23 protein-coding genes and 1 tRNA gene are annotated in these 26,729 nt (G+C 44.8%); 4 read left to right on the top strand and 20 right to left on the bottom strand.

What is annotated here, in order from left to right:
- Positions 1-43 precede the first annotated feature (43 nt).
- From L4D05_RS09305 to L4D05_RS09360, 12 genes are all read right to left on the bottom strand, one after another.
- On the bottom strand, positions 44-1,492 hold the full coding sequence (locus tag L4D05_RS09305; RefSeq protein ID WP_428793745.1) for a pyridoxal phosphate-dependent decarboxylase family protein: 1,449 nt from the start codon (positions 1,490-1,492) through the stop codon (positions 44-46).
- Positions 1,493-1,577: 85 nt separating this feature from the next.
- Positions 1,578-2,615, bottom strand: coding sequence for a helix-turn-helix transcriptional regulator (locus tag L4D05_RS09310; RefSeq protein WP_428793746.1), 1,038 nt, complete (start codon positions 2,613-2,615; stop codon positions 1,578-1,580).
- A gap of 125 nt (positions 2,616-2,740) precedes the next feature.
- The gene (locus tag L4D05_RS09315; protein ID WP_428793747.1) at positions 2,741-4,009 is read right to left on the bottom strand and encodes a BatD family protein; all 1,269 of its coding nucleotides are present in this window, start codon (positions 4,007-4,009) and stop codon (positions 2,741-2,743) included.
- On the bottom strand, positions 4,002-5,429 hold the full coding sequence (locus L4D05_RS09320) for a VWA domain-containing protein (RefSeq protein ID WP_428793748.1): 1,428 nt from the start codon (positions 5,427-5,429) through the stop codon (positions 4,002-4,004). The genes L4D05_RS09315 and L4D05_RS09320 overlap by 8 nt, the downstream gene beginning before the upstream one ends.
- A 203-nt stretch (positions 5,430-5,632) precedes the next feature.
- On the bottom strand, positions 5,633-6,655 hold the full coding sequence (locus tag L4D05_RS09325; protein ID WP_428793749.1) for a VWA domain-containing protein: 1,023 nt from the start codon (positions 6,653-6,655) through the stop codon (positions 5,633-5,635).
- A 9-nt stretch (positions 6,656-6,664) separates the two neighbouring features.
- The gene (locus L4D05_RS09330; protein ID WP_428793750.1) at positions 6,665-7,141 is read right to left on the bottom strand and encodes a DUF4381 domain-containing protein; all 477 of its coding nucleotides are present in this window, start codon (positions 7,139-7,141) and stop codon (positions 6,665-6,667) included.
- The gene (locus tag L4D05_RS09335; protein WP_428793751.1) at positions 7,128-8,066 is read right to left on the bottom strand and encodes a DUF58 domain-containing protein; all 939 of its coding nucleotides are present in this window, start codon (positions 8,064-8,066) and stop codon (positions 7,128-7,130) included. Before L4D05_RS09335 ends, L4D05_RS09330 begins: the two co-directional genes overlap by 14 nt.
- A gap of 74 nt (positions 8,067-8,140) precedes the next feature.
- A complete protein-coding gene (locus tag L4D05_RS09340) occupies positions 8,141-9,136 on the bottom strand; it encodes an AAA family ATPase (RefSeq protein WP_428793998.1) in 996 nt (331 codons plus the stop codon).
- Positions 9,136-10,149 carry a tetratricopeptide repeat protein gene (locus tag L4D05_RS09345; protein WP_428793752.1) on the bottom strand — a complete coding sequence of 338 codons (1,014 nt, stop codon included), beginning with the start codon at positions 10,147-10,149 and terminating at the stop codon, positions 9,136-9,138. The genes L4D05_RS09340 and L4D05_RS09345 overlap by 1 nt, the downstream gene beginning before the upstream one ends.
- Positions 10,149-10,676 carry a hypothetical protein gene (locus tag L4D05_RS09350; protein WP_428793753.1) on the bottom strand — a complete coding sequence of 176 codons (528 nt, stop codon included), beginning with the start codon at positions 10,674-10,676 and terminating at the stop codon, positions 10,149-10,151. The genes L4D05_RS09345 and L4D05_RS09350 overlap by 1 nt, the downstream gene beginning before the upstream one ends.
- 12 nt (positions 10,677-10,688) lie before the next feature.
- The gene (locus tag L4D05_RS09355; RefSeq protein WP_428793754.1) at positions 10,689-11,993 is read right to left on the bottom strand and encodes an anaerobic sulfatase maturase; all 1,305 of its coding nucleotides are present in this window, start codon (positions 11,991-11,993) and stop codon (positions 10,689-10,691) included.
- Between the two features lie 191 nt (positions 11,994-12,184).
- Positions 12,185-13,762 (bottom strand): arylsulfatase, encoded by a 1,578-nt coding sequence (locus L4D05_RS09360; protein WP_428793755.1) that lies wholly within the window; start codon positions 13,760-13,762, stop codon positions 12,185-12,187.
- Positions 13,763-14,104: 342 nt separating this feature from the next.
- Here L4D05_RS09360 and L4D05_RS09365 point away from each other — a divergent pair, with 342 nt between their 5' ends.
- Complete coding sequence (locus L4D05_RS09365) at positions 14,105-14,428, top strand: DUF3302 domain-containing protein (protein ID WP_428793756.1); 324 nt, start codon at positions 14,105-14,107, stop codon at positions 14,426-14,428.
- Between the two features lie 5 nt (positions 14,429-14,433).
- A complete protein-coding gene (locus L4D05_RS09370) occupies positions 14,434-15,627 on the top strand; it encodes an HlyD family secretion protein (RefSeq protein ID WP_428793757.1) in 1,194 nt (397 codons plus the stop codon).
- Positions 15,628-15,705: 78 nt separating this feature from the next.
- Here the strand turns inward: L4D05_RS09370 and L4D05_RS09375 are convergent, their stop codons facing one another.
- From L4D05_RS09375 to L4D05_RS09395, 5 genes are all read right to left on the bottom strand, one after another.
- Positions 15,706-16,110: a hypothetical protein gene (locus L4D05_RS09375; RefSeq protein ID WP_428793758.1), complete on the bottom strand. Its 405-nt coding sequence runs from the start codon at positions 16,108-16,110 to the stop codon at positions 15,706-15,708.
- A gap of 180 nt (positions 16,111-16,290) precedes the next feature.
- On the bottom strand, positions 16,291-17,463 hold the full coding sequence (locus L4D05_RS09380) for an OmpP1/FadL family transporter (protein WP_428793759.1): 1,173 nt from the start codon (positions 17,461-17,463) through the stop codon (positions 16,291-16,293).
- 262 nt (positions 17,464-17,725) lie between these two features.
- A complete protein-coding gene (locus tag L4D05_RS09385) occupies positions 17,726-18,547 on the bottom strand; it encodes an SDR family oxidoreductase (protein WP_428793760.1) in 822 nt (273 codons plus the stop codon).
- 94 nt (positions 18,548-18,641) lie between these two features.
- The gene (locus tag L4D05_RS09390) at positions 18,642-19,418 is read right to left on the bottom strand and encodes a helix-turn-helix transcriptional regulator (protein ID WP_428793761.1); all 777 of its coding nucleotides are present in this window, start codon (positions 19,416-19,418) and stop codon (positions 18,642-18,644) included.
- 245 nt (positions 19,419-19,663) lie between these two features.
- Positions 19,664-20,704 carry a hypothetical protein gene (locus L4D05_RS09395; protein ID WP_428793762.1) on the bottom strand — a complete coding sequence of 347 codons (1,041 nt, stop codon included), beginning with the start codon at positions 20,702-20,704 and terminating at the stop codon, positions 19,664-19,666.
- A gap of 361 nt (positions 20,705-21,065) precedes the next feature.
- On the opposite strand from L4D05_RS09395, the gene L4D05_RS09400 reads away from it, so the two are divergent.
- Positions 21,066-22,958: a DUF3604 domain-containing protein gene (locus L4D05_RS09400; RefSeq protein ID WP_428793763.1), complete on the top strand. Its 1,893-nt coding sequence runs from the start codon at positions 21,066-21,068 to the stop codon at positions 22,956-22,958.
- Between the two features lie 87 nt (positions 22,959-23,045).
- Here the strand turns inward: L4D05_RS09400 and L4D05_RS09405 are convergent, their stop codons facing one another.
- From L4D05_RS09405 to L4D05_RS09415, 3 genes are all read right to left on the bottom strand, one after another.
- Positions 23,046-23,987, bottom strand: coding sequence for an esterase/lipase family protein (locus L4D05_RS09405; RefSeq protein WP_428793764.1), 942 nt, complete (start codon positions 23,985-23,987; stop codon positions 23,046-23,048).
- A gap of 297 nt (positions 23,988-24,284) precedes the next feature.
- Positions 24,285-24,359: transfer RNA gene (locus L4D05_RS09410), tRNA-Gly, on the bottom strand.
- Positions 24,360-24,602: 243 nt separating this feature from the next.
- Positions 24,603-25,250 (bottom strand): outer membrane beta-barrel protein, encoded by a 648-nt coding sequence (locus L4D05_RS09415; protein WP_428793765.1) that lies wholly within the window; start codon positions 25,248-25,250, stop codon positions 24,603-24,605.
- Positions 25,251-25,526: 276 nt separating this feature from the next.
- On the opposite strand from L4D05_RS09415, the gene L4D05_RS09420 reads away from it, so the two are divergent.
- Positions 25,527-26,690, top strand: coding sequence for a threonine/serine exporter family protein (locus L4D05_RS09420; RefSeq protein ID WP_428793766.1), 1,164 nt, complete (start codon positions 25,527-25,529; stop codon positions 26,688-26,690).
- Positions 26,691-26,729 lie beyond the last annotated feature (39 nt).

Consider the following 26,729-nt stretch of genomic DNA (forward strand, 5'->3'; position numbering starts at 1 on the left):
ACCTAGCGTTGGGGCTTTTAATTTTATCTAACAACGTATCATTTTACCCACGTATCGAACCCTTCATGCACTCTTGTTCCGTTAAGTAGGCTTCAATAATTTTTTCTGCCGACAAATCAATATCGGCGACAGAGGTATGACAGCTCAAGACAGAAAATAACATGGTTTTCAGCCCTTTATATCCAGATGTTGACGGGTATAACGTGCCTTCTTCTTGCAACCTATGGACCACACGCGCGGTGAGTTCATTACGATACTCGTCATCGCCATGACCAAACTGGGCAGAGAATCGGTTAGACACCACATCATTGAGAATGGTAATCCCATCTATGTCTGCCAGTGTGTTCGCCATACGTTTTGCTAAATCGGTACAGTGGTCAATATGCTCAACGATTCCTTCCTTGCCAAGTGATTTAAACGCCGCGTAAACCGGCACACCACGAGCACGTCGAGACGCAGAAATACCAAAATTAATCGCATTACGATCAGGTTTGTCCATCGCATCATTGAGGTAATCACCCATATTGCTGCCGCCCATTGCTTTAGACAACGCCGCCGCATCTTTTACGACAATCATGCCGCTGTCATAAGGCATGTTGAACCACTTATGTCCATCGGTATCAATAGAGTCAGCGCGTTCGATACCCGCGAGCAAGTGTTTTTGTTTATCGCTTGCTGCTGCCCATAATCCAATCGCGCCATCAACATGTAGCCAAGCGTTACCGTGCGCTTCTACTGCATCAGCCAGTTCATTAAACGGGTCAAATGCGCCCGAATCTATACACCCTGCTTGTGCGCATACGAGGGTTGGCCCTTCTAGCAGCCCGATAGTTTCAGTGAGATTATCTGGAATAATCCGCAAATTATCATCCGTCGGCACTGTGATAATGGTTTCCAAACCAATGCCAATCATAGAAAGCGCGCGTTTGATGGTAGAGTGAATTTGGTCGCTCACGACCACATTGATCCTTGGCGCATCAAAAAGACCTTGTGTCGCCACATCCCAGCCAGCTCGTTCAAGTAAGGTATTTCGAGCCGTAATTAATCCGGTATAAATGGCTTCTTGTGCACCAGAGGTAAAGCCTACCGCGGTGCCTTGGCTTAACCCCAGTAACTCAACCATCCAGTCTGCTGCTGTTTCTTCTACCACTGACATTGCTGGGCTCGACACATAATACGGCACGTTCTGATCCCATGCGCTCACGAGCCAATCTGCAGCGAGTGATGCAGGAAATGAACTGCCGATCGCATAGCCAAAGAAGCGAGCACCGCCTGACGCGATAAGTCCTGCATCAACATTCTTCACCATGTCATCGATGACTTGTGATGGGTCAGTCGGTTTTAATGGCAAACGTCCACCAATTGCCGTCCGTAATGCTTGTGAACTCGTCCCTTTATCTACCGGTCTGTCTGCCAAAGACTCTAAGTAAGAAACCGAATGTTTTAGCGATTGCTCAAGTGGTGAACGATATTCATTAAAGCGATGTGTCATGATAATTTCTCTCTTTGCGTTGTGTGTCTTCATAATATGGAATTCAACGTGAGGAAAATTGTCATTTCGTGCCACCAGCTCAATCTTATCTTCTATCCCGAATAACGCCCGCTTTAGCGCTCTTTTGACACCGATATTGGGAAGGCGTCATGGCCATTTTCCGTTTGAAAAATCGAGTAAAATTAGCAGAGTCACCATACCCCATATTCGCGGCGATCGCCGTTATGGATAAGCAAGAGTTGAGCAACAGATCTTGTGCACGCTCAAGAACGATTTCTTCAATAACATCACGGTATGTCAGGCCCACGGCATGCAGACGTCTTTGAATGGTTCGGGTATGTAAGCATAAAATCCTTGATGCTTGTGACAGCGGCAGCTTACCCATACGTACATAAGGTTGCAGTGACTGTTTAAAGGCAGGAACAAACTGAATGGGTATTGGGCGGAGTACTTGCGCGGCATGGTTCGAAGGATAGCGATGTAGCAAGGCGTCGGTATTCAGAATAGACGCATCTAAACGGATGCCTGTTACAGAGCGATGCGTAAAAAATTGGATATGAGCCAGCTGTGGACAGGTAATAAAGGATCCCATGTCTGAGCTTCTTAATGTCACGTATGTATTCCAATGGCGACGTCCGGATAACGCTGATACCAACTCATCCATAAAGATGACTGAGAACACTTCCGCATATTTAAACCAATCTTCACACACGCCCTCTTTATCACGAACAAACCAGTCATCCCCATTAAAGTGCTTGAGGGATAGTTCGGCACCACTTGAGTGGTCACTAATGATTTCATTAAATTGTTCCAGCGCTGACCTAACCGTCATCGGCCCATATTGGCTTAGCTGCGCGATCACGCTGGGGATATAGCGCGTCTTACAAGCGTGTTGTATGGCTATGATGAACGCTTGTGGCGAGCAACTTTCTCCGAAGACCCTGATAAGACTACGTAGTGTCGCTTCAGGTAGGAAATCTTGATGGCATTGTTGAACATCCAATGGAGCGCTGATACTTGCAATCAGAGCGTGAATGTCAGGATTTTGCTCCTTAAAAAGCTCCCCTATATCGTGCAAACTATTTGCCCTAATAAGGGGAATACTGTGAGTCGCACTCTTCATATCATCTCTTCTTGTTTTATAGGCCATCGCACCATAAACAAAAATCAATCCACGCACTTGTCATTTTACGACACGATAATGCATCGTTTTTAAATAGACTAAACGCTACGTCTAAAAACGCGAACTTAGACCCGAACTAAACGCGTTCGAAGACCATTACTCACCAGCCACCACAACCATAGCCACTCAAATCGCGACAAAGTAGTGACCATCAAACCTACTGTTGATGCGTATCGCTTAACCTGTATTCGTGCAATTAATCGATGATATTGAGTGTCAGCAGAAATACTCATGAGTTGGTAGTGACCTTGGCTATGCCGCTTTTTAAACAGTAATACTTCAAGTTCAACCTCTTCCATCCGCACTACAGCTAACAAGTACAGCCAAAAGAGCGGCAATTTGTGTTGCCTTTTAGCGCATTGATAGCGTTTCCAGAGTGTAATCAAGGCGCAAAGTGACAAGACCAGTCCTATCAACACCGTCATTATCCACCGCCAATAACTGCGAACATAACTGACAAATGTATGCTTAATAACAACCTCTATAGGAGCTAGTTTTAATACATGCATTTGATTAGTATCGGGATGCCACTGATAAAGCTCGATCGCGGGTAGCGTGTAGCGACCCGGCTGTTCAAACACATACGTATATTGCCGCTTAAACCTTGCGATATGCAGCCCTCGATTTTCGGAGTCTGATAACGTGATCTGCTGACGATAGCGTTGATAACCGTTATTGGCGCCTTCTTTTATCAACCTATCAGGCATGAACATAATGCTGGTTTGTAACGCTTCGATACTCACTTCACGAATCATGGCATCACCGACCAACAATTCGGTTTCATCCGATAACGAAGAAATACGCTGCCACTTTTGTTCGAGTGTGACATCCGGGCTAACCAGCCAGCTATTGTCCGGGTTCATTAACGCAGAGGGTTTGATTACCTCAAACTTAATCGGAGTGGTTGTTAGGTAACCTGAGATATTCGATTGCTCCGATTTCACTTGCAGCTCGACCACAATACTGGGAATAATCAGCTCACCCGTCGCTAGCGGGTACAGCACAATATCCCACTGTTGGACGGCATACGTTTTTCCATTGCGCCGCTGGGTAGAATTCACCGCAAACGCGCTACGCGTTGCGACCAGTGCGTTTTCAACCTCGAAGCGATGGACTTTTGTGCCCTTCGTAAACCAAGTATCAGTCGCCACCTCAACGGTAACCACCACTTGTTGATGTAATGCGACGGGTTGATTGGATGCGAGCTTGGCAGAAACCATCACCTTTGCCGATTCATTTAAGTTGGCTATCTCATTGCCATGGCACTGAGCAGCCATTGCCATCAATATCCAAACCAATAACACGCGCGCGCACATATTCAATAAATCAGTCATTGGCGCTCTCTGTCAGCGTCTTCGTGGCTGATCCCAACTCTAATTGACGGTGAAATTTATAGCCAAGAAACACCCCTAAATCACTATCGACACGCTTCATCCACTTTTCGTGAGCCTGCTTATTGCTGAGCAATTCTTTTGCACTAAGTGTTTCTTCTATTAATAACGATGGGTCCACTTCTTGTGTCACCCCTTCTGCTGTTTGCGGTTGTTGACCTAATTCCTGACTGCTCTCCATCTCACCACTACTAAGCTGCCCCTCAGAGAAATCGTTAATGTGTTCGATGATACTCACCATAAGGTCGAGATTATGCAGAGCCACAACATTGGCAGGTTCGCGTGTCAATATCTGTTGATAAAGTGATCTCGCCGCAATGTACTCTCTTTGATGAGCTAATGCCGCAGCGGCACCTAACTGCGCGTCAACGTTATCGATCCTTAAAAAATACTGCTGAGCACTTGGATAGTCAGCCGCGTAGTAAAAGGCGATCGCTTTCCAATAACTATCTTCAAATACCCTCGCCGCTTGCTCATAGTGCTGCTGCCTAAATAGGCGCTGTCCTTGCTGATCTTTGCTAAACCAGAGATTGAGCCATGCCTGCGACGTCACCTCACCGAAACTGGCGTAACTGTAAGGGCTGTAAACGCTACTACAGATAACGACCACCAGCCCCCATTGCACTAACCAACCACGACGAAACCACAATAAGTACAACAACATTAAAGGAAATAGAAGATGATACCCCCAGTCGTACCAAGGCTCACTTTCACCACCGTTAAATTTAGCGTGTTGCTCTAACAGAGACGCTATCGCATCCACATCTCGATGTTCGATGGTAAAAGGCGTCCATTGCCCTCCTACCTTTTCCGCTAATGCCGACAACTTTTCCCGCTCCAACGGCACGGTGCTATCGGCGTGCGATCTACCGATTCCCCAAATCAGTAATTGATGCTGGTTTGTCGAGAAATAACGCTGAAAGTGATTCAATCCAGCCGTACTTATCCCGTCAGTCATCAATATTACCGACCCCGAGGTTGAGGACTTATTGAGTTCCGCATCGATAAGGGGCAACGTGTACTCTACAAATTTCCCTTCCCTTGGCATGATCTGTGGCTGAATTGCTGCCAATAATGAGTGAAACACTTCTCTATCTAATGTCGGTGGCATGGCTAAGTGAGCGCTGCCCGAAAACACCACTAACGAGACTTTGCCACTGCTTCGCTGTTGAAGCAGCTGAATGATTTTTTGTTTGGCCATAAATAATCGGTTAGGCGCGACATCGGTCTGTTGCATTGAACTTGAAACGTCTAAGACAATAACTAACGGGGTCGAATCTTCGGCAAAGGGAGATGGTTGACGATACCAACTAGGCCCAGCCGCGATAATGACCGTTAACACACCGAGTACCGTGAGGCCCATCAACGGCCTATTTCGGTGCCATTTAGACTGTCCTATTATCAACACTCTTCTTATGTGACAGGGTAACCCAAGCAACCAGGTGTTCGCCTGCTCGTGTTTTTGCCATCGAAAGCAAACCATCACAATAAAAGGCAGGAAAAGTAGCAACCAATATGGCCGTAAAAAGTGAAACGACTCAAACCACATCTCTATGTTTACGATATTCACAGGTTACGCTCTTTGTTCAACACTGAAGCCGATGTGCGCGGTTTGCTGCCTTTTATCAATCGGTAACACATAAACAGCAAATAATTGAGTAGCGCAATGATGACTGGTATCTCGTGCAAGCTCGTCTTGGGTTGATAACTAAAACTCTGATAGAGCGTTGGCTCCAGATCGGAAATAGTGTGGTAGATGTTATCAAGCTCATTCGATGACAAGGCCAAAAAGGCTTCGGCATCCGTCAGAGCTGACATTTCTTTCATCGTATCAAAGTCGATGGCCTGCTCTCCTGTTGTATTGGGGTTACCCATCGCCACCATATACAGCCGGACCCCATAAGCCTTAGCAACCTTAGCGGCATCAATTGGCGGAACAAGACTGTTGGTATCATTGCCATCCGTTAGAACAATCACTACTTTTTCAGACATGTTATTCGCTGCCCGGCCTAGATAGGTTTTTATCGCGAGACCCACTGCATCACCTAAATGGGTACTTTCACCTGCCATTGCGACTTCAGCTTGCTCTAACAGCGTCAGCCAAGCCTGATGATCGGCGGTGAACGGCGCTTGAAGGTAAGGCGTGTCTCCAAAGACGATGAGTCCTAGACGGTCACCTTGCCGACGTTCACTAAAGGTTTGCAAAACCGACTTGGCCGCGTCCAATCTAGATTGTGAGTGACCGGTATTATCGACAAAGTCTTGTTCCGACATTGAACCGGACAGGTCAACAACCAGCATCAAATCTCGGCCAATTAATTGATGCGTCTGCGGGGTATCAAGCCAAACCGGTTTTGCGGCAGCGAGGACAAGCATCATCCAAGTCATCAGCAAAGAGACATGCTGCCAGCGACTCGGCTTAAGACTCACCGCTCCTTTTGTTGCATCTAAACCTAACGATTCAACCAAACGCTCAAAAAATGGCACCAACAGCGCCTGTTTTGTTGTCTGATAGCTTGGTGCCCATCGATACACCCCGTACGGAAGAGGGAGCAAGAGTAACCACCAAGGATTTGCCAACTCAATCATACCTTTCCCTTAACGATGATATTTAATCCAATCACACGCCATCGACTCAAGCTGCATTAAATCACTCGACGTCCACTCATTGTTTGGTTGCGGGGTATAGAGGCGACGCTGCCAAAGACGAGCGATGGGTGTCGTAAAGTCACAATCTGTGGTTTGACTCGTTAAAAACATCAACCACTGTTCATCATATAAAGACGCGACTGAGGTATGAGGGTAACGATAACAAGCGACCTGCTTCAAAATGCTGTTGATGGTCATTAGGTAAGTTTTAGCGTCAGCTTTCGATAAACGTCTTATTGCCTTGAGTGCTGTTCGTCGGTATCTATTTGAGCGATATCGCCGTAAAAACCGGACCATCACGCTTGCGCTAGCAATGAAAACAATGACTAAAACCAACTTCCAACCAACCGTTTCAGGATAAAAATCAACACTAGGCGGCAGTGTTGGGTCAATTAACGTTTTTAGAAGTATGTTATTTTTTGACATGATCGCATCCGCTGAGTTGCTCTGTTAGCTGGTAGAAATAATGACCCGATGTGTCCAACTGAATATAACGGATGCCTTTCGACTGTAACTGCTGCTTTATATTGTCCTGATGCGCTTGACGGGTGGCGTTAAAAGCTTCAAGTTTTGTCTGGTACGTGCTATCCACCATGACCTGATAGTCACCGTCGCTAAAATACGAGGTGTCATTCACAATGAGCGCTTGCTCCATAGGATCTTGCACGGCCAAGCACACGACGTCATTGTGACGTTTGAGTTGAGTCATAAGCCGAGAACTGTTGTCGTCAAAATCGAAAAAATCACTAATGACCACCACTAATGATCCTTGAGTACGTTGTAGCAGCATACGATTCAACGCTCGATTTAAATTAGGTTTACCCTGCAAAGAGTGACGCCTACATGCATTTGAAACGAGGTTAAGGTGGAGACTTTCTAATGTTCGAAACAAACGTAATAGTGAGTTTTGTGACTGGCTAGGTTTAAACCAATGCAGCGATTCATCATCAACGACGACAGCCCCGATCCGATCGCCTTGCCTCAATACTTGCCAACTGCAAGCAGCCAGTAATTGGGCTGCCACCACCGATTTCATGGTTTGCTGCGACGAAAAGAACATACTTGTACCCTGTTCGACACAAAACAACACGGCTCGATCTTTCTCTTGCTGATGTACTCGAACGTGTGGCTGATTCGTTTTCATTGTCACCAGCCAATCAATATTACGCACATCATCCCCGGCTTGATAATGACGATACTCTTCAAAATCTAGCCCTCTTCCTCTTAACGACGATGGATGGCTACCCGCTAAGCGGCTGGCGACTTTATTTGAAGACGGCAAAGAAAATGCGTGGCTCCATTGCTTAGTCATGATCAAATCACTAACACTTACCGCGACTCTGGGATCCATAGTATTTACCTTAGCGCTATTTACCTCAGAACTGTTTACCTCAGGGCGACTTACCACACTACAATCTGGCATCGCTAACTTAATGCGACTTGAAGTAACAGCTCATCAACAACACGCGCCGTTGTGATACCTTCCGCTACCGCATCGAAACTGAGTGTAAGACGATGCCCTAAAACGAAAGGCGCAACCGCTCTGACATCATCTGGAGAGACAAAATCCCGCCCAGAAATATAAGCATGAGCACGACTGCAACGATCGAGAGCGATTGATGCTCGTGGGCTCACCCCAACCTCAATCCAGTTGGCTAAGTGACTATGTCGATAACTATCTGGCAGTCTTGTGGCCATGACAAGATCCACCATATATTGGTCAATCGAGTCTGATACATAGATGTTTTTTACCGCTTCACGCGCCGCTACGAGCGTACTTAACCCGTAACGCTCATGCCAATGCTCAGCACTCGCGTCATCAAGCGGTAATTGTTCGTTATCCTTATCTTCACCGCGAACCAAACGGATAATATCCATTTCTGACTGTGCTGATGGGTAGCCCACAGACACCTTCATAATAAATCGGTCCATCTGTGCTTCAGGTAAAGGATAAGTCCCCTCTTGCTCAAGAGGATTTTGTGTCGCCAGCACCATAAAAGGCTGTGGCAGAGGTTTTGAATCACCCGCAACAGTGACGGTTCCTTCTGCCATGGCTTCAAGTAATGCAGCTTGCACTTTGGCAGGTGAGCGATTAATTTCATCAGCCAATACAATAGAGTTAAAAATCGGACCGGGCTGAAACTCAAGCTTGCCCTCTTCATGCTGATAGATTTGCGTGCCAGTAATGTCCGATGGTAGAAGATCAGGCGTAAACTGAATGCGGCTAAATGACAAGTTTAGCGTGTCTGCTAATGTTTTTACCGCTCGCGTTTTCGCTGTGCCCGGCAGCCCCTCTAACAAAATGTGACCACCAGTAATCAAGCCAATAACCATTGCTTTGGTCACATGGTGCTGACCAACAATATTGCCATTAACCTGCTCAATAAGCTCAGTGATAGGCATGTACGGAACGTGAGTCATCATCGGTCCTCTGCGAGAGATAGTTTGGAATGATCATATTTTTCGGTTAGTGCGCGTAATGCAGGATCTGGATACCATTTACTCAGCTCATTAAGACACGCAGCGGATTCTGCTGTTAACGCGAGCTTGGTTTCACAAAGTGAATAGAGATACTGAGGTTCTGCCTGTTGCCCGTAGGCTTTCTCAAACAACCCTATGGCTTGCTCTGGCTGTTGTTTTGCCAACATAAGACCAAGTAAATAAGCATGCGCGGCACTCTCTATTTCAATCTGGTAAGCCACTTGCATGTGCTCAATGGCAGCAGAATACTGCTGAGTCCGCCAATAGGTCAGAGCTAGCCGCTGATGCAACATAGAACTGTCCGGGTAACTCGATACTCCCTGCTCTAGTACGTCTAACGATCGGCTCTCTTGCTTTGTGTCTTGGTAGAGTGCAGCCAAAGCCATCACTACATTTGGTTGATTGTTTAATTCCGTTTCAAGCAGTAGTCGCTGCTCCGCTTCAGTATATTGCTGACGCATTCGATAAAACCACGCCGTGTCCAGACGCCCATTAGGCGTGTCGCGAACTTTCATCAATTGATCATCGATCGCCGGATTCAAAATCTGTCGATAGCTCTCCGGCACCTGACGCCAAAGTGGCGCGAGAGTACGAACAGCCAATGCTTGTACTTCAGGAGCATCATCATTAAGCAGCGGTGCGACCACATCCCACTTAGCCCTGCCTTGCCAACGCTGCGTTGCATAAATACTGGCTAATCGTAGCTCTACCGTTGCTGATCTAGACGCACGCCCAATAGCAATAATGGCATTCGCTCCAGTGTAATTTCCCAACATTTGCGTAGCCGCAATACGTTGTTCAATCGGTAAGGTAATATCTTGTGACTGCTCGGCAAGCACAGACTCATGACGTTCAAAAGAAGGCGTTGCGTAGATGGGTAAGGCAACAACGCAAGCGAGCACCATAAACCACGTAACAACCAAGCTTTTCAGGCGCGCTTGTCTTCGGCACATTAAAACGTTTCCTCGTCCCGGATTTGCTGATTAAGCGCCTCAGCTTTGATCATTAACGCATGTAAAAAATAGACTTCTGTCGTTTGCGGCATATCATGTATTGCCAACCAATCATTGACGGCGTGCAACGTATCTTTATATAAAAGATCGGCTTGAGGTTTTCGCTCTAGATACGCCAGCTCGCGCAATGACGTGACTAAATCTGGATAGGCCATTTCTGGCATCACCAACGCCCTCATTTCTTGATGATAAACTTGCTCCAACACATCATGGTTTCCTTTCGCGATTTGATAATTTGAGCGCTTAACCTGATAAGGTTCACCACACTCAGAGTGCTTAGGCTTCTGTTGACAAAAGTTGAACTGTGTCGCGAATGACGTGTAACGAATACTCTTATTCTCGAACGCGAGAGCAAGGATTTTCTCAACCTGATGAGGAGGAAAACGTTGCTCAATGTCTTGTGCCACAGCGTGACCGGAAAGTTGCAACAACAGGCTTATGATCAAAATTTTACCGATGTTCTTCATCCTCATCTCCACCTATTTAAAACGAATTTTCATAGCTTCAGCGTTAATTGTCTTATGGACGGGGTAAGCCATAGTGGCAACAATCATCGAAATATACGGGTCGATATGAGTAAAAAACTGTTTCCACCCCCCGCACAAATAATTAAGCCCTTGCTCACCTTCAAGCGTTTTAATAAAGCGATTTTTGGGACACTCACCAAAACACGCGAACTGGTAACTACATTCTCTGCACTGTTTTGGAAGAGTGCCTTCCTTGGCGTTCCCAAACTCTTGCTGCCCTTTAGAAAACTGCAGCTCTTCTAATGCCGCATCATTAATATTGCCAAGCTTGTAATCTGGATAAACATAATGGTCACAAGAAAATACGTCGCCATTGTGTTCAATAGCCAGTCCCTTACCGCACATTGGTGCTAATACACACAATGGATTGACTCGCCCCATCCATGACTCGATACACGCTTCAAAATAAGGGACGTTCACCTGACCAATATCATTCTCTAACCACTCATCAAAAATGGTGCACAAAAACTGCCCCCACTGAGCATCAGAAACACACCACGGCTCAACAATAGATTGAGGGTGTTTAGGATCGGTTTCTGGCATTCCTTGAAACAATATGTCTGCTTCCGGCCATTGCTGTGGCGCAGTGTCACGAAAAGACTTAGGTTCAACGATAGGGATAAACTGCATTTGCGGAGAGCGAACGACATCGCGTAAAAAGCGATAGACCTCATGAGGGTTTGCACCTGATATATTGTTTACACAAGTGAGCGTTGCAAAGTTCACCTGATGCTTATGTAGAATTTCAACACCCTTCATCGTTTGTTTGAACGTTCCCCTGCCAGAACGGTTCGTGCGATACGTGTTGTGAATCATCTCAGGCCCATCAAGACTAATCCCAACCATAAACTTGTTTTTACTTAGAAACTTGCCCCATTCGTCATTTAGCAACGTGCCATTGGTTTGCAGATTATTCTCAATTTTCACGCCTTTCGGTCGGTATTTTTTTTGTAACCGAACCACGTCACGAAAAAAATTCACCCCAAGTAACGTCGGCTCTCCACCCTGCCAATGAAACACAATCTCAGGATAATTTTGCTGTTCAATGTATGACTTGATGTAGTGTTCAAGCATGTCTGGTGACATTTGGCTGCTACAACCTTTTTCATGCCCCAACAATTCTTCTTTACTTAAGTAATAGCAGTAAGTGCAATCAATATTACAAGCAGAGCCAATAGGCTTCGTCATAATATTCATTCTCTTAACTGGTAGACTAAGTGATAGAGATGGATCAAAACACTGTGTTTTCTGGGACATTTTGAAGCCTCGCGTTGGGTTCACATACCGTGTGACTAGCGCTTCCTTGTATTAATCGAGCCGCTATTATCTCGCGCTAGGTGAGTCTGGTAATCGGTAAATTTACTGCTTGCGAACCAGAAAGTTCTGTTATTTTTAAGCACAAAAAAGCCCGGTGACAACACCGGGCTAACCTTAAATATCTATTGGAATTACTTGTACTGAGCGCGTTGCCAAATATTCATTTTTTCAACGATTTGGTCGATTGAAAATGAACCGGGTACTTGGCGTGGCGGGAACGCTTGGAAAGTTTGTAAGAACTGACCTGTCGTCGCTGCGCCTAAATATAAGTACGGTAAGTGCTCGATATACCATTTGGTATACATCCCTTCATGATCAGCAATCTCGTAAGGGTCTTGACGTAAGTTGTACATTTTAGGCGCTCGCAGCTCTTCAAACGAGCAGTTCCACGTTTCTAAACCATGACAGTTATTCACGCTAAACATCACTTTGTAATCCCCAACCCTTACCGCAGAAATATCACCGCCATCCGTTGCATAGATATAGTACTGGCGTGGCCAGGTTGCCAAGTTATGCTGCGTGGTTGCTTGACCTGTTTTCAACGCTGGGAGTAAATTGTAGCCATCAAGGTGTACTTTATATTCTGTTCCCTGAATTTTCTTGCCGGCCTTAAGATCCTCGACAATAGACGTGTCACCAGTCGCCGCCAAAAAGGTTGGCATCCAGTCATTGTGCGCCGCAATCTCATTCGCAATAGAACCTGCTGGAATCTTATCTGGCCAACGCATCATGGCAGGCACGCGGTGTCCACCTTCCCAAGAAGAGTTTTTCTCACCACGGAATCGAGCGGTACCGCCATCGGGCCATGATAGTTTTTCGACACCGTTATCAGTGGTATAGCTAACAATAGTATTATCTGAGATTTTAAGCTCGTCCAGTTTATCCAGTAGTTCACCAACCATATTGTCGTGTTCTACCAAGCCATCACCGTAAATACCACCACGCTTAGAGAGTCCTTTAGATTCTTCTTTAAGGTGCGTCCATACGTGCATGCGAGTCGCGTTAAACCATACGAAGAATGGCGTTTTCTTTTCGTGTGCGCGGTCAATAAAATCAAGTGCGGCAGTCAAGAACTCCTCATCCACAGTTTCCATACGCTTTTTGGTCAATGGACCCGTGTCTTCGATTTTGCCATCTGCGTATGAATGGATAACACCACGTGGTCCAAACTTCTGCTTGAACCAAGGCATTTTAGGATAGTCTTCGTGCTCTGGTTCTTCTTCAGCGTTAAGGTGATAAAGATTACCAAAGAACTCATCAAAGCCGTGATTTGTAGGCAAGTGCTCATCCAAATCACCTAAGTGGTTTTTACCAAATTGCCCTGTCATATAGCCTTTTGCTTTTAGCATAGTAGCAATCGTCGGGTCTTCAGATTTAGAACCTTGTTTTGCTCCCGGCATCCCCACTTTTGTCAGGCCAGTACGCATAGGATGCTGGCCTGTTATGAAGGCTGCCCGACCCGCAGTACACGAGTTCTCACCATAAAAATCGGTGAACAACACCCCCTCATTGGCAATACGGTCGATATTTGGCGTCCAGTGACCCGCTTGACCTTTGGTATAGGCACTCAAGTTATCCATCCCAATGTCATCTCCCCAAATAGCGAGAATGTTAGGACGAGAAGTATCTGTCGTTGCAAAGCTTGTCATTGACGTTACTGCCAACGCTGCACCTACAGCAAGTTGTAGAAAGGTTTTCTTTTGGAACATAGTTCAGACCTTGGATTAGATTTAAGTCGAACTTATTATTTAAGATGCTACTTTCTAGGTAATCAGTATATTTACTGATTATTAATTGCTCTTCAATAACTCTTTGATACAAATCAAAATTAAACTATAGCCTCTGCTTTCGTAGCAAAATCCATTATTTATTGTAAATTGATTGCCGTCATTATTTTGGTGATTTTATTACCTCAGACGTAGCAGTCTGTCATCATTCAGTAGTTTTACTGTATTTCTCACCCCTATCCCTACTTAGAATTCCCCCTACTTACTACCCAAGTTAATTAGTTCTATTCGCATCACTTCAATATCAAAAATTTAGGTATCTCTATGTTAGATTACTTCGCCCTATTCCTCGTTTTTTTTGTATTTTTAACGCTTTTTTACGGGATCATTGTCATTCATGATATCCCATATGAAATCGCTCACAAACGCAATCACCCACACCAAGATGCTATCCATGTTGCAGGTTGGGTCAGCTTGTTTACCTTACACGCCATCTGGCCATTTCTATGGATTTGGGCAACGCTATACAAACCCGGTACAGGTTGGGGATTTACCGCGCAACAGACACAACAATTTCATTCAGAACTGGAAACTCTACGATCAGAATTGACTAGTTTAGAAAATAAAATAAACAGCATTAAGGACTAGTTATTATGGATATGTTAATTATTCTTACCTACACCGCAATATGTATTGCCATTTTCAAGCTCTTTAAAATCCCATTAAATAAGTGGTCTGTACCAACAGCCGTTTTAGGTGGTATTGCAATACTAAGCACCATCATGATCGCGATGAATTACAACCACCCTTATGCCAAATTTTCAAAAGAAGTATTTGTTTCTGTCCCTATTATTCCGCAAATTACCGGAACGGTAAAAGAGGTCCATGCAAAAGCCAATATCCCTGTTAAAAAAGGAGCATTACTTTTTACCCTTGAAAATGAAAAGCAACAAATAGCACTACGTAAAGCAAAAGCCTCCTTAGAGGAAGAAAAAAGCGTTGCCTTTCAGAAAAACCAAGGCCTTAACTCTGCTATTGCCAACACAGATAAAGCAAAGGCTGCCGTCACTAAAGCGCAAGCAAATTTGCAGCGTTCACTCTCTTCTTACACTCGTTATGCCAAGGCGCATCAAAAAGGAGGAGACAACTCACCATTTACTGACGGTCAAGTTGAACGCCAAAAAGAGCTATATAATGCGGCAAAAGCGAGTGTGGATATTGCACTATCGGCATTAAATGCCGCGGAATCAGAGCAAGAACGAATACGCCTTGATTCCGAATCGCATATCTATGGAGAAAATACCCGCGTGGCACAGTTGGTTGAAGTGGTGAAACAAGCGGAGCTTGACTTAGAAAATACCTTTGTTCGAGCACCAACCAATGGTACACCAACACAAATTGCACTTGCACCTGGATTTCGCGCTGCAACACTCCCGCTACGTCCATCAATGGTTTTTATCCCTGACACTGGAAAACGTCAAATAGCGGGCATGTTCTGGCAAAACTCATTACGCAGACTAAAGCCAGGGCTAGAAGCCGAAATGATATTAGATTCGCAACCGGGTAAAGTTTTTACTGGTAAATTAATAAGCGTATTGCCAGCCATGCGCGAGGGTGAAGTACAAGCCAATGGCACGCTGGTATCAGCCTCTACGCTCGCACGACATGGGTTTGCTGTTGGTATCATTGAGCTGGACGAAGATCTTAACGACTATGAGCTACCAATGGGTGTTCAAGGACAAGCTGTCGTACTCAACCACGATGGGGACATCCTACACACTTCAATTGTACGAAGAGTACTCATTCGCATGATGTCTTGGCTCAAGTACGTTTGGCCAATGAAGTAAAGCCACTTTCTTATCACTCATAAAAAAACCTCGGTCGAAGCCGAGGTTTTTTTATGAGTGATGGATTGTCGATTACTTTTATGAGCGGCGGCTCTGCCTTCTGTTTTCAAGCCAGTACCCTACTGTATAAGTACAAATCGTAATATCGGTGATGGCAAATGGAACAAAACTCGAATTTAGATGAGCGGTTTCTGGATTGAAAAAATTTGAGATATACAAGTACACCATGAACAACTTTTCCAAAAATGAATAGAGTATTATCGGCTCTCGCCACTTTGGCACAAATGCCGATGCCGCAATAAAGAACCCCATTAACCCTACCATCATTCCCCAATGTCTAAATAAAAAGACATAGTTATCATCATAGGGCAAGTTATTCATTTCTCGTAGCGCTGACTCGGGATTAATCGCGTATATCCCTGCATACATGGTGACTAAGCCACCGATCGCTAGAAAAGGTTTAAGGTAACGATTGAAAAACATAGGACACCTTTGTAAGTAGATGGGTATTGATCGTTCATTGAACAAAGAACATTTCCATCGCAGTCTATACAAAAGACTCGGTAAGTTATTCAGTAATAATTACCGCTTGTGGCAGTGAGAGAAAATAAAAAAATAGCGCCCAGAATGGCGCTATTAAAAGAAACCTGTCATTAAATTGGATTAGAAACTGACGTTTACGCCGACAAAATGAATGTGGCCTTCGAAAGAGCCTTTAAGATCCGGAAGACCATCACCGCGACCAGCATTAGGCCCAACTTGTCGCTCAATAGGCATGGTTCCAAGGTCGGCAAATTCATAAAAGATATCAATCAGATTGTCGTTCCATCGAGTACTAGCGCCCAATGCATATCGGTACTGTTCTCCAACCGGTAAATCCACCCACTGTAGCGATGGATCATCTTGAGGAGAGGTCTCATAAGAAAAGCCCGCTTTTAGCGCCCACTTGTCACTGACTTGATATTCTGCCCCTACGGCAAACTTCCAGACATCATTCCAGTTTCTCTCCACGTTGGCTGTTGTCTTGTCGGTATACAACGGCGTTTGCGCGAAGTCACTCCACTGATGGAACTGGACGGAGCTTAACAAAGAGAGGGTAGAATTAAGGTTATATCGACCGCTTAAATCAATGATAGCGGGAACTAATAGCTCGGTGTCTAAAGGGATAGAAAGTGGTGGTGCGTCTGATATCGCAGTCACAGAAAAATCGTGCTCCAACTTTGAACGGTAACTAAGACCTAACGCCCAATCTTGCTGATTGTACATAATGCCCGTGGTAAAACCATAGGCCCAATCCGTGTCTAAATTGGTTTGCAGTCCGCTTGTCGAGACTTCTAGTAAGCCATAACTTAGCTGCGCCCCCACGGCTAGCGATAGATTGTCATTAATTTGGTAGCTCAGGTTGGGGTTCAGCTGTAACCCACTCATAAAGGCTTTGTCCAAATACGGCGCTCCAGCCCACTGGTCACCATAGTCAATAGAAGAGCCACCGACGATTCCGAAATTTATGCCTAGATGAATTTCGTCACTGATTTGACGAACGTGAAATACTCCGACTGAAGGCATTGTCGTTTTAGCTTCGCCATCACTTTTCTGAGGGCTGTCATCATGATAATCCATTTGCAGATGAAGCAGCATAGCATTCACCGTGGTGACTTGTTCCCCCATAAAAGACATAGCTGCAGGGTTAGTCCAGCTCGCCGCGGCAGAGCTTGTATGGACGCCATCACCGGCTCCGGCCGTGCCCGCATTCGCTGTAACAGCTTCTTGAAGTAGCAAACCACTGGCATTGGCTAGAGGTGTACATAGCAATAAAGCTAGTGTGTGTTTTTTCATTATAAGTCGCTCAAGTAAGAATTTAAGGTAAGCCTTTGGCATAACAATCTAGCGACGAGGCTTAGGTGGTTACTTGAGCTAATTTTAAAGTTATCAGGCAACAAATTGATCGGTAAAACTACTGCACGAAATTGAAAAACAGGGATATTTTGGAAGGGTGACAAAACCGCCAATACAGTCATGCGTTATGTGTACAATAATAACGCATGACGCACGAACCGCTTATTCAAGCACGTTGCTCAAATGCCATAATATGGCTTATTTAGTTCTGACGCATAATGAGCTTTAGAATGATTTGTCCTAGTCGTTGCTCGCCGATAATCTTTTGTACCCAAAACATCAGCTTCGAATCTAATGTGCTTTGGTAACTGAGCTTAGGTTTATTGCTAAAACCTGCAGCAAGCATCGTCTTCACCGTCGAATCACTGTTCGAACCAGATTCATAGCCACGCTTAAGAAATCCATAAGATTTGTCCACAATATCAGCGTACACCGGAAGGGATGTCGTCGCCTTCATATCCGCTAACTGAACGGCGTCTAGCTCCGTTTTCACACATCCAGGTTCAACGATCACTATTTGCACATTAAAACCAGCGACTTCTTGAGCCAACGCCTTAGCCATACCATTGACCGCGTGCTTACTTGCTGAATACCATCCATTCATACTTGTAGAGACTCGGCTGGCAATAGAGGTGGTAATTATAATTCGCCCATGACCTTGCTTTCTCATATAAGGTAATACTTTCCGCGCAATACGAGCGGGGCCATAGACGTTGGTATCGAACTGTTGCTTCACTTTATCGATTGGCGTTTCTTCAATTGGACCTGCAATAGCAAAACCAGCGTTGGCGTAAACGATATCGATACTGCTTTGCTGTGCGGCCATGGTTTCGACAATATGGTGAAGATCTTCTTCATTGCATACATCCGTTTGGAAGACATACGCCCCCTGCTTTCGCAGCCCCTCTAAACGGTCTAGACGACGTGCTCCGCAATAAACGGTATGCCCTTGCTTAAGAAGCGTATCGCACAGGTCATAACCAATGCCCGATGATGCGCCTATGACTAGAATGTTCTTTTGCATCGTTTCACCCTTATCTGAACGGTTTACTTATTCAGATATTAACGGCTGGTACGATAGCCATATACGGGAAGAACTACTGCATTTGTATCACAATTTACCGGTCGATAGATTCGATACCTAAGCCATTTCTCAATGCGAACTGAACCAACTCGGTGTGATTATCTAAATCTAAAATATCAAGCATCCGATATTTGTGTGACTCAATCGTTCGGGAACTTAAAAACAGTTTTTCTGCACACTGCTTTGCCGTGTAACCTTGTGACAACAGTGTCAGCACAGTGCACTGCTTCTTGCTCAGTAATAGCAGCTTTTCACTTTCGTCAACAACAGAACTGTCATCTAAACTGAGGTTTCTTGTCATTGTCGCGTGCTGCCAAAAGCAAAGCCACATGTCGCACAGCAATTTCAAACGTTTAAAGTTTTCCTCGCTAAGTGGCGGCTCATCCATACTGAAACGCGAAAATGCCAACGCGCCCCAAGTCTGCCCAAACAACTCTAGGCGAATAATACCATGCCAGCACGCCCCTTCTCGGTAGAGCTCTTTTATCGGATCTAACGGGTGATTTTCAAGCGCTTCACTATCAAAGATCTGCCACGGCTGTTTTGAGCGCAAAATCCTTAGGTAATCCTTATAATTTCCTTTCAAAAATCGCTGCTTATCTAACTTTGGTATCCCTTTCCTTGATACTGAAATGGTCTTTCCATCGTTTAATAAGATCATTGAGTTTGGAAAAACGGTCAGCCTGTCGAGTTTAAACCACTCCAACGCATCCTCAACAATGCCTACAAAATTGTCTAAAAAGTCGTTAGGTCGACTGGCGGTAAGTCGATTCGATTGGTTCATCAGCAAGGTTTCGAAATTTGTTGTCATGATTCTGACCATCTCTGAGAAAGTTATAATGAAGGAGCTAAGGTGCGAGCCGCATTTTACAACGATGTATTAACATCCATATACACTCGTATAACTATCGGTTTTAATTAAAAATTAGTCTTTCAGTGGTACAGTGTCAATGCGCTTTACTTGAATACAAGAAAACGCTATTGCTTCAAACGAAAAAAGGCCAGTAGCAGAGCTACTGGCAAAAGGTTCATAATGAAACGTCAAAGACAAAAAAGTTACAGACTTACGTTTGCACGTAAAAACAATTTATCGTCATCTTCAGAGGCAAATTTGTAATCCGTCACAAATTCTAAATGCTCATTCAAACGATAAGATGCTCCCAAAGTAAACCAATCATCTTCCATGTATGAACGGCTTGACTCGGTAAAGTTATACTCTTCAGCGTTGTAGGTTGAAGAGATAGATAAATTCATGGTCGCTTGATAGGCAATACCTAACGCATAGCCTTTGGTTTCTTCGTTATTCGCGCTGATGGCCTCTACGTCAGCAAAATCATACTTAGCCGCAAAGTTAAACTTATCCAACACGGCAACCGCACCTACCGTATACACCTTCTCTGAACGATCTTGTGCTGCCGTCGAGTTCTCGCCTTTCGAAATATCAACGTAAGTACCACCAATAACAACTGGACCTACTGTTGTAGAACCACCAACAGCCCAGGCGTCATTCGAATGCTCCCATGCGGCACCGATATCGAAATTCTCTCCGAAGTAGTGATGGTTTAACTGCTCGTCGGTACATGTTGCTTCGTCCGCTTCAGCACCAATCCCGTGCTCTTTGGAAATATCACCAAAACCGAGATAGACGTCTGCAATACCACACTGTTTACCAAACGTTGTTACGCCAGCTACTGAATTCACCCCAAAGACAAAACGATCGACGTAGTTAACTGGCTCTACTTTCTTGTCGACCCCTGCCCATTCATAACGGGCTTCACCACCAATCAAAAGCGAAAAGGAGTCCGTCACCGCGTAGCTTAAGTCGGCACCAACTTTAAACATATAACCATGGGCGAAGTTACTGTTATTTTGATCATCAAACAGTACATTTCCACCTAATTCAGCACCAGAATATGCAACACCTGATAATTTATCATTCTCGATAAAATCGTAAAGATTATTAGGCTTGTCAGCAGTAGAAGAAAGTTCAGAAATATTGGCTGCTGAAGACTGTTCAGTAACAATGCCTGCATCGTTGGTTTCTGCAATGGTAGGAGCGGAAAGAATCATCGCAATCGCGACGGCTAGCTTTTTCATAGTAATATCCCAATAAATTGTAATCGCTGTTGTAACGGTGCCTAACGGCTTATTTTCTGGAGCCAATACTGACCTGTTTCGCGATTTACCAATACGGTAATATTACTGAATCTAATTTCTCCCCTCTGATTCATGTCACAATTTTATGTGCTTAAGAAGTGATCACCTTTTATTTCACGCTCAATTATTCCCCCGATGAACCTGCCCTAACCTTTATCCACTGCCTCTATCAACTGCCTTTATTTTCTGCCTTTTATGACGGCTATCATACAGCCCGAGCGCGCTATTAGATTTAAATAGAAACATAGAAAGCCCTTCGAAATAACGACTATTCCGATACAGATATAGAGAAGCGAAGATTATGGAAATATACACTTATCAAGATGAGCTGGCGACGTTTCGAGTGACGCAAGAAAAAGAAATTGAAGTCAATGGCGAATATGAATGGCGCCTAGACGTAGAACCAAAGTGTACGTTACCAGCGGGCACTAAGTTTGTTATCACTGTCCAGCCTTATCAGCATCAATTGTCTGATGAATATTTACAATGTTACGACTACTGGAAACCCAGCTACCTCTATGCATTAGCTGATGAAGAAAGCCTAGAAATTGACGTTGCTATTCACAAAGTCAAAACAGAATTTAGCCACATTCATCGCTGGAACGACTCATCTCGCGAAGCACACATCTCGCTCATTGACGAATTTCAAACCGGACAAGCATTTTTTGTTCAATTCGGAGGCGTCGACCGTCTCTATCTTAAAGGTGATGCAGCGCCTACTCGAATTGGTATTCGCGCCTTTAACGACGACGTATGTCGCATTGAAAAAACTTTTGATATGACGCTCGGCGGCTCTAACAACACACGTCGCTTAGCGGTCTTCCCAGACATCACATTAACACCTGCTGCGGCAAAAGAGCTGTCACTGGTTGCGCCGACTATCGCCCAGCAAGGAGAAGCCTTCAAACTGTCTATGTTGGCAGTGGACCGTTTTGAAAACCCAATAAAAAACTATACTTGCTCTCCACTGACAGTTGTTTTCACCAACCTAGACAACAATGAAAAAATCCGCATCACCAATATCGCATACGGGAACGTAAACTGCGTCCTGGAGCAAGGCAGTTACCTTGCCAGCATTGAAGGTACCGACCTTCATGTCGCCCCTGCTGTTATTAAAGTTGTTGAGAAAGTGGAGCACAACATCTACTGGGGCGACACACATACACACTCTAACCTAACCGCCAACATTCGTGATAATGATTGTGGGGCTTACCCACGTAACGCTTACGCTTACGCCAAAGAAGTGGCTCGATTAGACTTTGTAGGGCTGTCAGAACAAACCTTTACGTTCAATGAAGACCGAACCGTCAACATTGATAAAGCCACATGGAAAACCATTGGTGAAGAGTGTGACAAGTTTAATCAAGACGGTGAGTTTGTGACTTTCTGTGGTTTTGAACTGCATGGTCGTCGTGGTGATACCGTTGCACTATTTAAACATTCTTTATTGGAAGAGAAGTACCCCGATCGTGATGTCACCATCATTCACGATATATGGGATATCTACAAAGGCCGTGAATTCATCACCATTCCGCACCTGCACCGTTTTTGTAATGGTCGCAGTCCAAAGCACGTCGACAACCAAGATGCAAAATTCGAGAAAGGCTTCGACCTCGCCAACTGGGAAGCGAGTAGCGAAGATGAAACGATGATCGAAGTCTATTCCGCGCAATGGGGGCGTTTTGAGTATGCGAAAAACCCAATGCTCCACAAAGCCCGTAACAATGTAAAAGATAATACCGTCGTCGACTTCTTAAACCGAGGTAAAAAATTCGGGTTTGTCTCCAATAGTGATGGTCACGATGGTAATCCCGGTTATGGCGGTATTACGGGAGTGATAGCCAAGCAGCAAACCCGCGCTGACATATTTGACTCGATGAAAGCGCGCCACACCATTGCTACCACACATCCCCGTATGTTCTTAGATCTTAAAATAGACAAGACGACAATCGGTAATGATGCGCCAAAGGCAGACACTCATCATTTAACCATTGAAGCCATCACGCCAGACCCTATGTCAAAAGTAGAATTAGTCGTAAATGGCGAAGTATTAGAAAAATGGGCGGTAAACGGACATAAGTTCACCGCCGATCTGAAAGCTTGCGCATTAGGTTCTAACGCCTCGTATGTTTATCTACGCGTATTCCAAAAAGACCGCAACATTGGTTGGACAAGCCCAATTTGGCTCACTTAATACCCATTATGGTTTCACTCAGTAAACGTTAAAAAAGTAAGCGTCCGTGGCGCTTACTTTTTCGTAATGAGAGGCAATAAAGCAACGCTAGATAAATCGCTGATAAATTTGATTCACCGATGTAGTAAAGGTTTCGACTTCTGAGGGGGCGGGTTTGGCCATCAAACCATACCTTTGTAGCACTTCAATCAGTTTCCAAGGGGTAACGGTTTCACTACCAACAATTTCAGCATGCCCTGCATGGACGGTTATTGGCTGACCTTGCGTCGAACTGTCCACCATAGATTTAGTTTGCTCGACGAGTGAGAACACGTAATCATCTTGAATACACTGTCCCTTGGCATCTTGAGTTCGGCATGTGTTTAGCTCATCAGTTTTAATAATGAGGTGACGGTCGAGTTGCGGTATCAATTCACCAGGCGTTTCAATAAAGTCCGCCTGTGGTGGGATGTCGAGATATTTGGCGCCAGTCACTGCGTAGCAAATCGCATCCACTACCCCGAGAGACGCGATTCTTAACCAATTTATGCCGCAATGCGATGCGGCTTCGATGCCTTTAAATGGCGCCGATATCGTGGCGATCTCTATGGAAGCGTGAGTGATTTTTTTACCATCATTGCGCTGACTAGTAGCAGCTCGCCTAGTAATTAATCCACCTTGGCTATGACCTAAAACAGTAAGTTGTTGCTCGCCTAATACGGGGCTCAGTGTATTAACCGCTTCGATAAGCCTACCAGCGACATCATCTAGCCTGCGTCTATCATCATATTCAAAGCATGCCGCCTGTTGCCCTAATTGCCCATAAACTTCCGACAGTGCTTTAAACTGCCCTTCAGACGCAAGACAACCATGAACAATTAGCACTAAGGGTTCATTATTATTGATGTGTAGAGACTGGTTTGAAGTACCACACGAGCGCACGGTTTTGTCTGGAAACAGCGTCGACAAGTCAACCGTCTCGGCTTGAATACTTGAACTCATGCCAACGGCTATTGCAGTGCCAGTCACCAAACTACGCCACATTCCCATTCCCCACTCCTTGGGTTATTTTCAGTTAGTCATTAAAATCGTTAAAGATAATTGAAGAATTCATACCACGCTTGTCATCATAAACAAAAGTAAAGTTCGCTTCAATTTCTAGACCTTTCAGACTCTACAGATCATGAATAACTACATTTGTATCTACAGCGATTCGATCGGGTAATAGACATTTAAGGTGATCATTCGACCGTTTATCGTCAAAAGCCAAATTTCAGATGCTAAAAATACGCATTAAAGCGTCTTGTTTTCAGTTGGTTGAGAGTTAGTACCGGAAGGAGAAGAGATTGGAGCGTGCAGCGGGAATCGAACCCGCATCATCAGCTTGGAAGGCTGAGGTAATAGCCATTATACGATGCACGCACATCGTTGGTACGAGATAGATAATGCCACAATCACTCAGAATGGAAAGCGTTATTTTGCACTTAAGTGTTTGTTTGCTCGTTTTTTATTCTTACTGCTTAGTGCTTGTACACCAAACAGCGTGCACAGAACAAAAACCGTGATATGGCACACGGTTTATGACTCGGGTAGTTGAATCTATCGTTTAACCCTGGGGCAACAGTCACGCTCACACTAGAACGAATACTCCCCGTATAACTCCGGTCAGAACTGATAATGGACGCCCACCATAAACAAACCAATCTCCGCATTCCCAAGGTTCACGCCACTACCGTGTTCAAAATTGGGCATCATGTGCGTGTAATCTAGCCTCATGTTAACGCTATTGTTCATCGCTATATTAACGCCAATGCCAACATGGGTACCTATACCATACGAGTAATCGTTGGCACTCTCTTTATGTGGCTTGCCGTCCCAAGCCATTAAAAGCCCTGATACCCCCAGCTTTGTATACAAAGCGACATTATCATTAAAATAGAAGGAGAACTTGGGCGACACTGACACGATTCCCGCAACCGATGATAAACCAGTCACTGAAGTGTTTGCGCCTAATACCTGCCCTTCTAAACCAAACCAGTCTGTAAAATGGTAGCCGGCATAGACGGCTATCGCGGGACTTGAATGATTATAGCGTTCACCTTCGAAGGTGTTTTCAACCGAATGTGTTTGCATATTACCCAAAGAACCACCCACAAATGCACCTTGTTTGTCAGCTGCCTGTAGCGTAAATGAAGAGAATAAGAGTGCGCTCGCTAAAACAACATTTTTAGGAAGGCCTACAGGCGATAATGACGCCTTATAAGTCGATAGATTGTTAGAGATAGAAGTCTGCTGTGTATTCTGTATGGTCATTGGCGTCACCTTTTTATATGTTATTGTGATGTTCTAAGGTAACTCTATCTATAGCGGTAATGGTGTGCATGGCAATGCGATAAAAAGGGATAAATGATGGATGAATGGTTATATTAGCCGACAACTCGCCAACCTTTATCATGCGCAATTAATGGTCAATTTAATCCACCAACACAAATCCGTGTAAATTCGCATAATACCTCTCGTCAAAACCACAAAGCTCTGCTACCGTTACGCCACTTAACAACATAGTTACAATCTGAGTTTGACGCACTTATGCCTTCACCTCATACCATAAACAAAATCGTTGAAATTGGTGATACATTACACCGCAGTGGTTGCGCTCCTTATAAAGTAGAAAAGTACGCGCAATACTATGCTCAAAAGCATGGTATCGACGTCATGGTTCAAGCAACGCCTACCGCGATTAATTATCAATTCCCTGATAAAAACAACACTGTGGTATTAAAGCGACTCAAACCTGCATCCATCAATCTTGGCCTACTGGCTAATACCATTATTCGTATTAATCAGCCCAGCAACGAGCCCGTTCCTGAACCGATTGGCTATCCAAAGTGGGTCGTTGCATTGGCGAATATGGGGATCCCACCCGCCTACTTAATGCTGGTTGGTAGCACCCTAGAAGCCGTCGCCTATTCCGTTGTACTGGGTTTGATTGTTTGGCTCACTCAGTTAGTTGTGAAGGGTCGTAATTCAATCGCCGTCGAATTTGTAGCTGCACTGTTAACCGGAATTTTTGTGGCATTTATCGCCAGCACGGGGGCAGCAATTCCCGTTTGGGCATTATGTATCGCCACTGTGGTGCTTTTTGTTCCCGGACTCTCTATTGCCAACTCATTGGAATGTCTAGCGTTTAATGATTTAGTCTCTGGTACGGCTCTATTAGGGCAAAGTGCATTAACACTGATCAAACTGTTCATTGGTGTGATAATGGGACTCAATATTGGTGAAGCGTGGTGGGGGCAAGCAGAATCTTTATCCTACACCAACGAAGTCCCTCTATGGTTGCACTGTTTTGGGTTACTGTTAATTTCATCATCTATCGGTGTGATTTTTAACGCTCGTCCAAAAGATATATTGCTCGGATTACCCGTTGCTGTCCTTGGTATGTGGGGTCCTTTTTATCTTGGCTTTAGCAGTGGCTGGATTGTCGGCACCTGGTTTACAACCGTGCTCATTACTTTGTACGGCACTTGGGTAGCCAAACGACTCGATCTCACCGGCTCTATTTATATCGTCCAAGGCATCATCATACTGGTCCCCGGTAGCCGGGTATTGGTCAGTGCCAGTCAGTCGGTGTTTGACCAATCGATTTTGCCGATCCCCAACATCGGTTTATCCGCATTATTTATGTTCTCCGCGATCGTTGCAGGGCAAATTACTGCTTATTCTTTGTACTCCCCTAAAATAGATCGTTAGTCATACTCGGGGCTGGACTATTAGTCCAGCCCCGAGCAA

Source organism: Vibrio nomapromontoriensis, from assembly GCF_050337205.1.
GTDB classification, from domain to species: Bacteria; Pseudomonadota; Gammaproteobacteria; order Enterobacterales; family Vibrionaceae; genus Vibrio; species Vibrio nomapromontoriensis.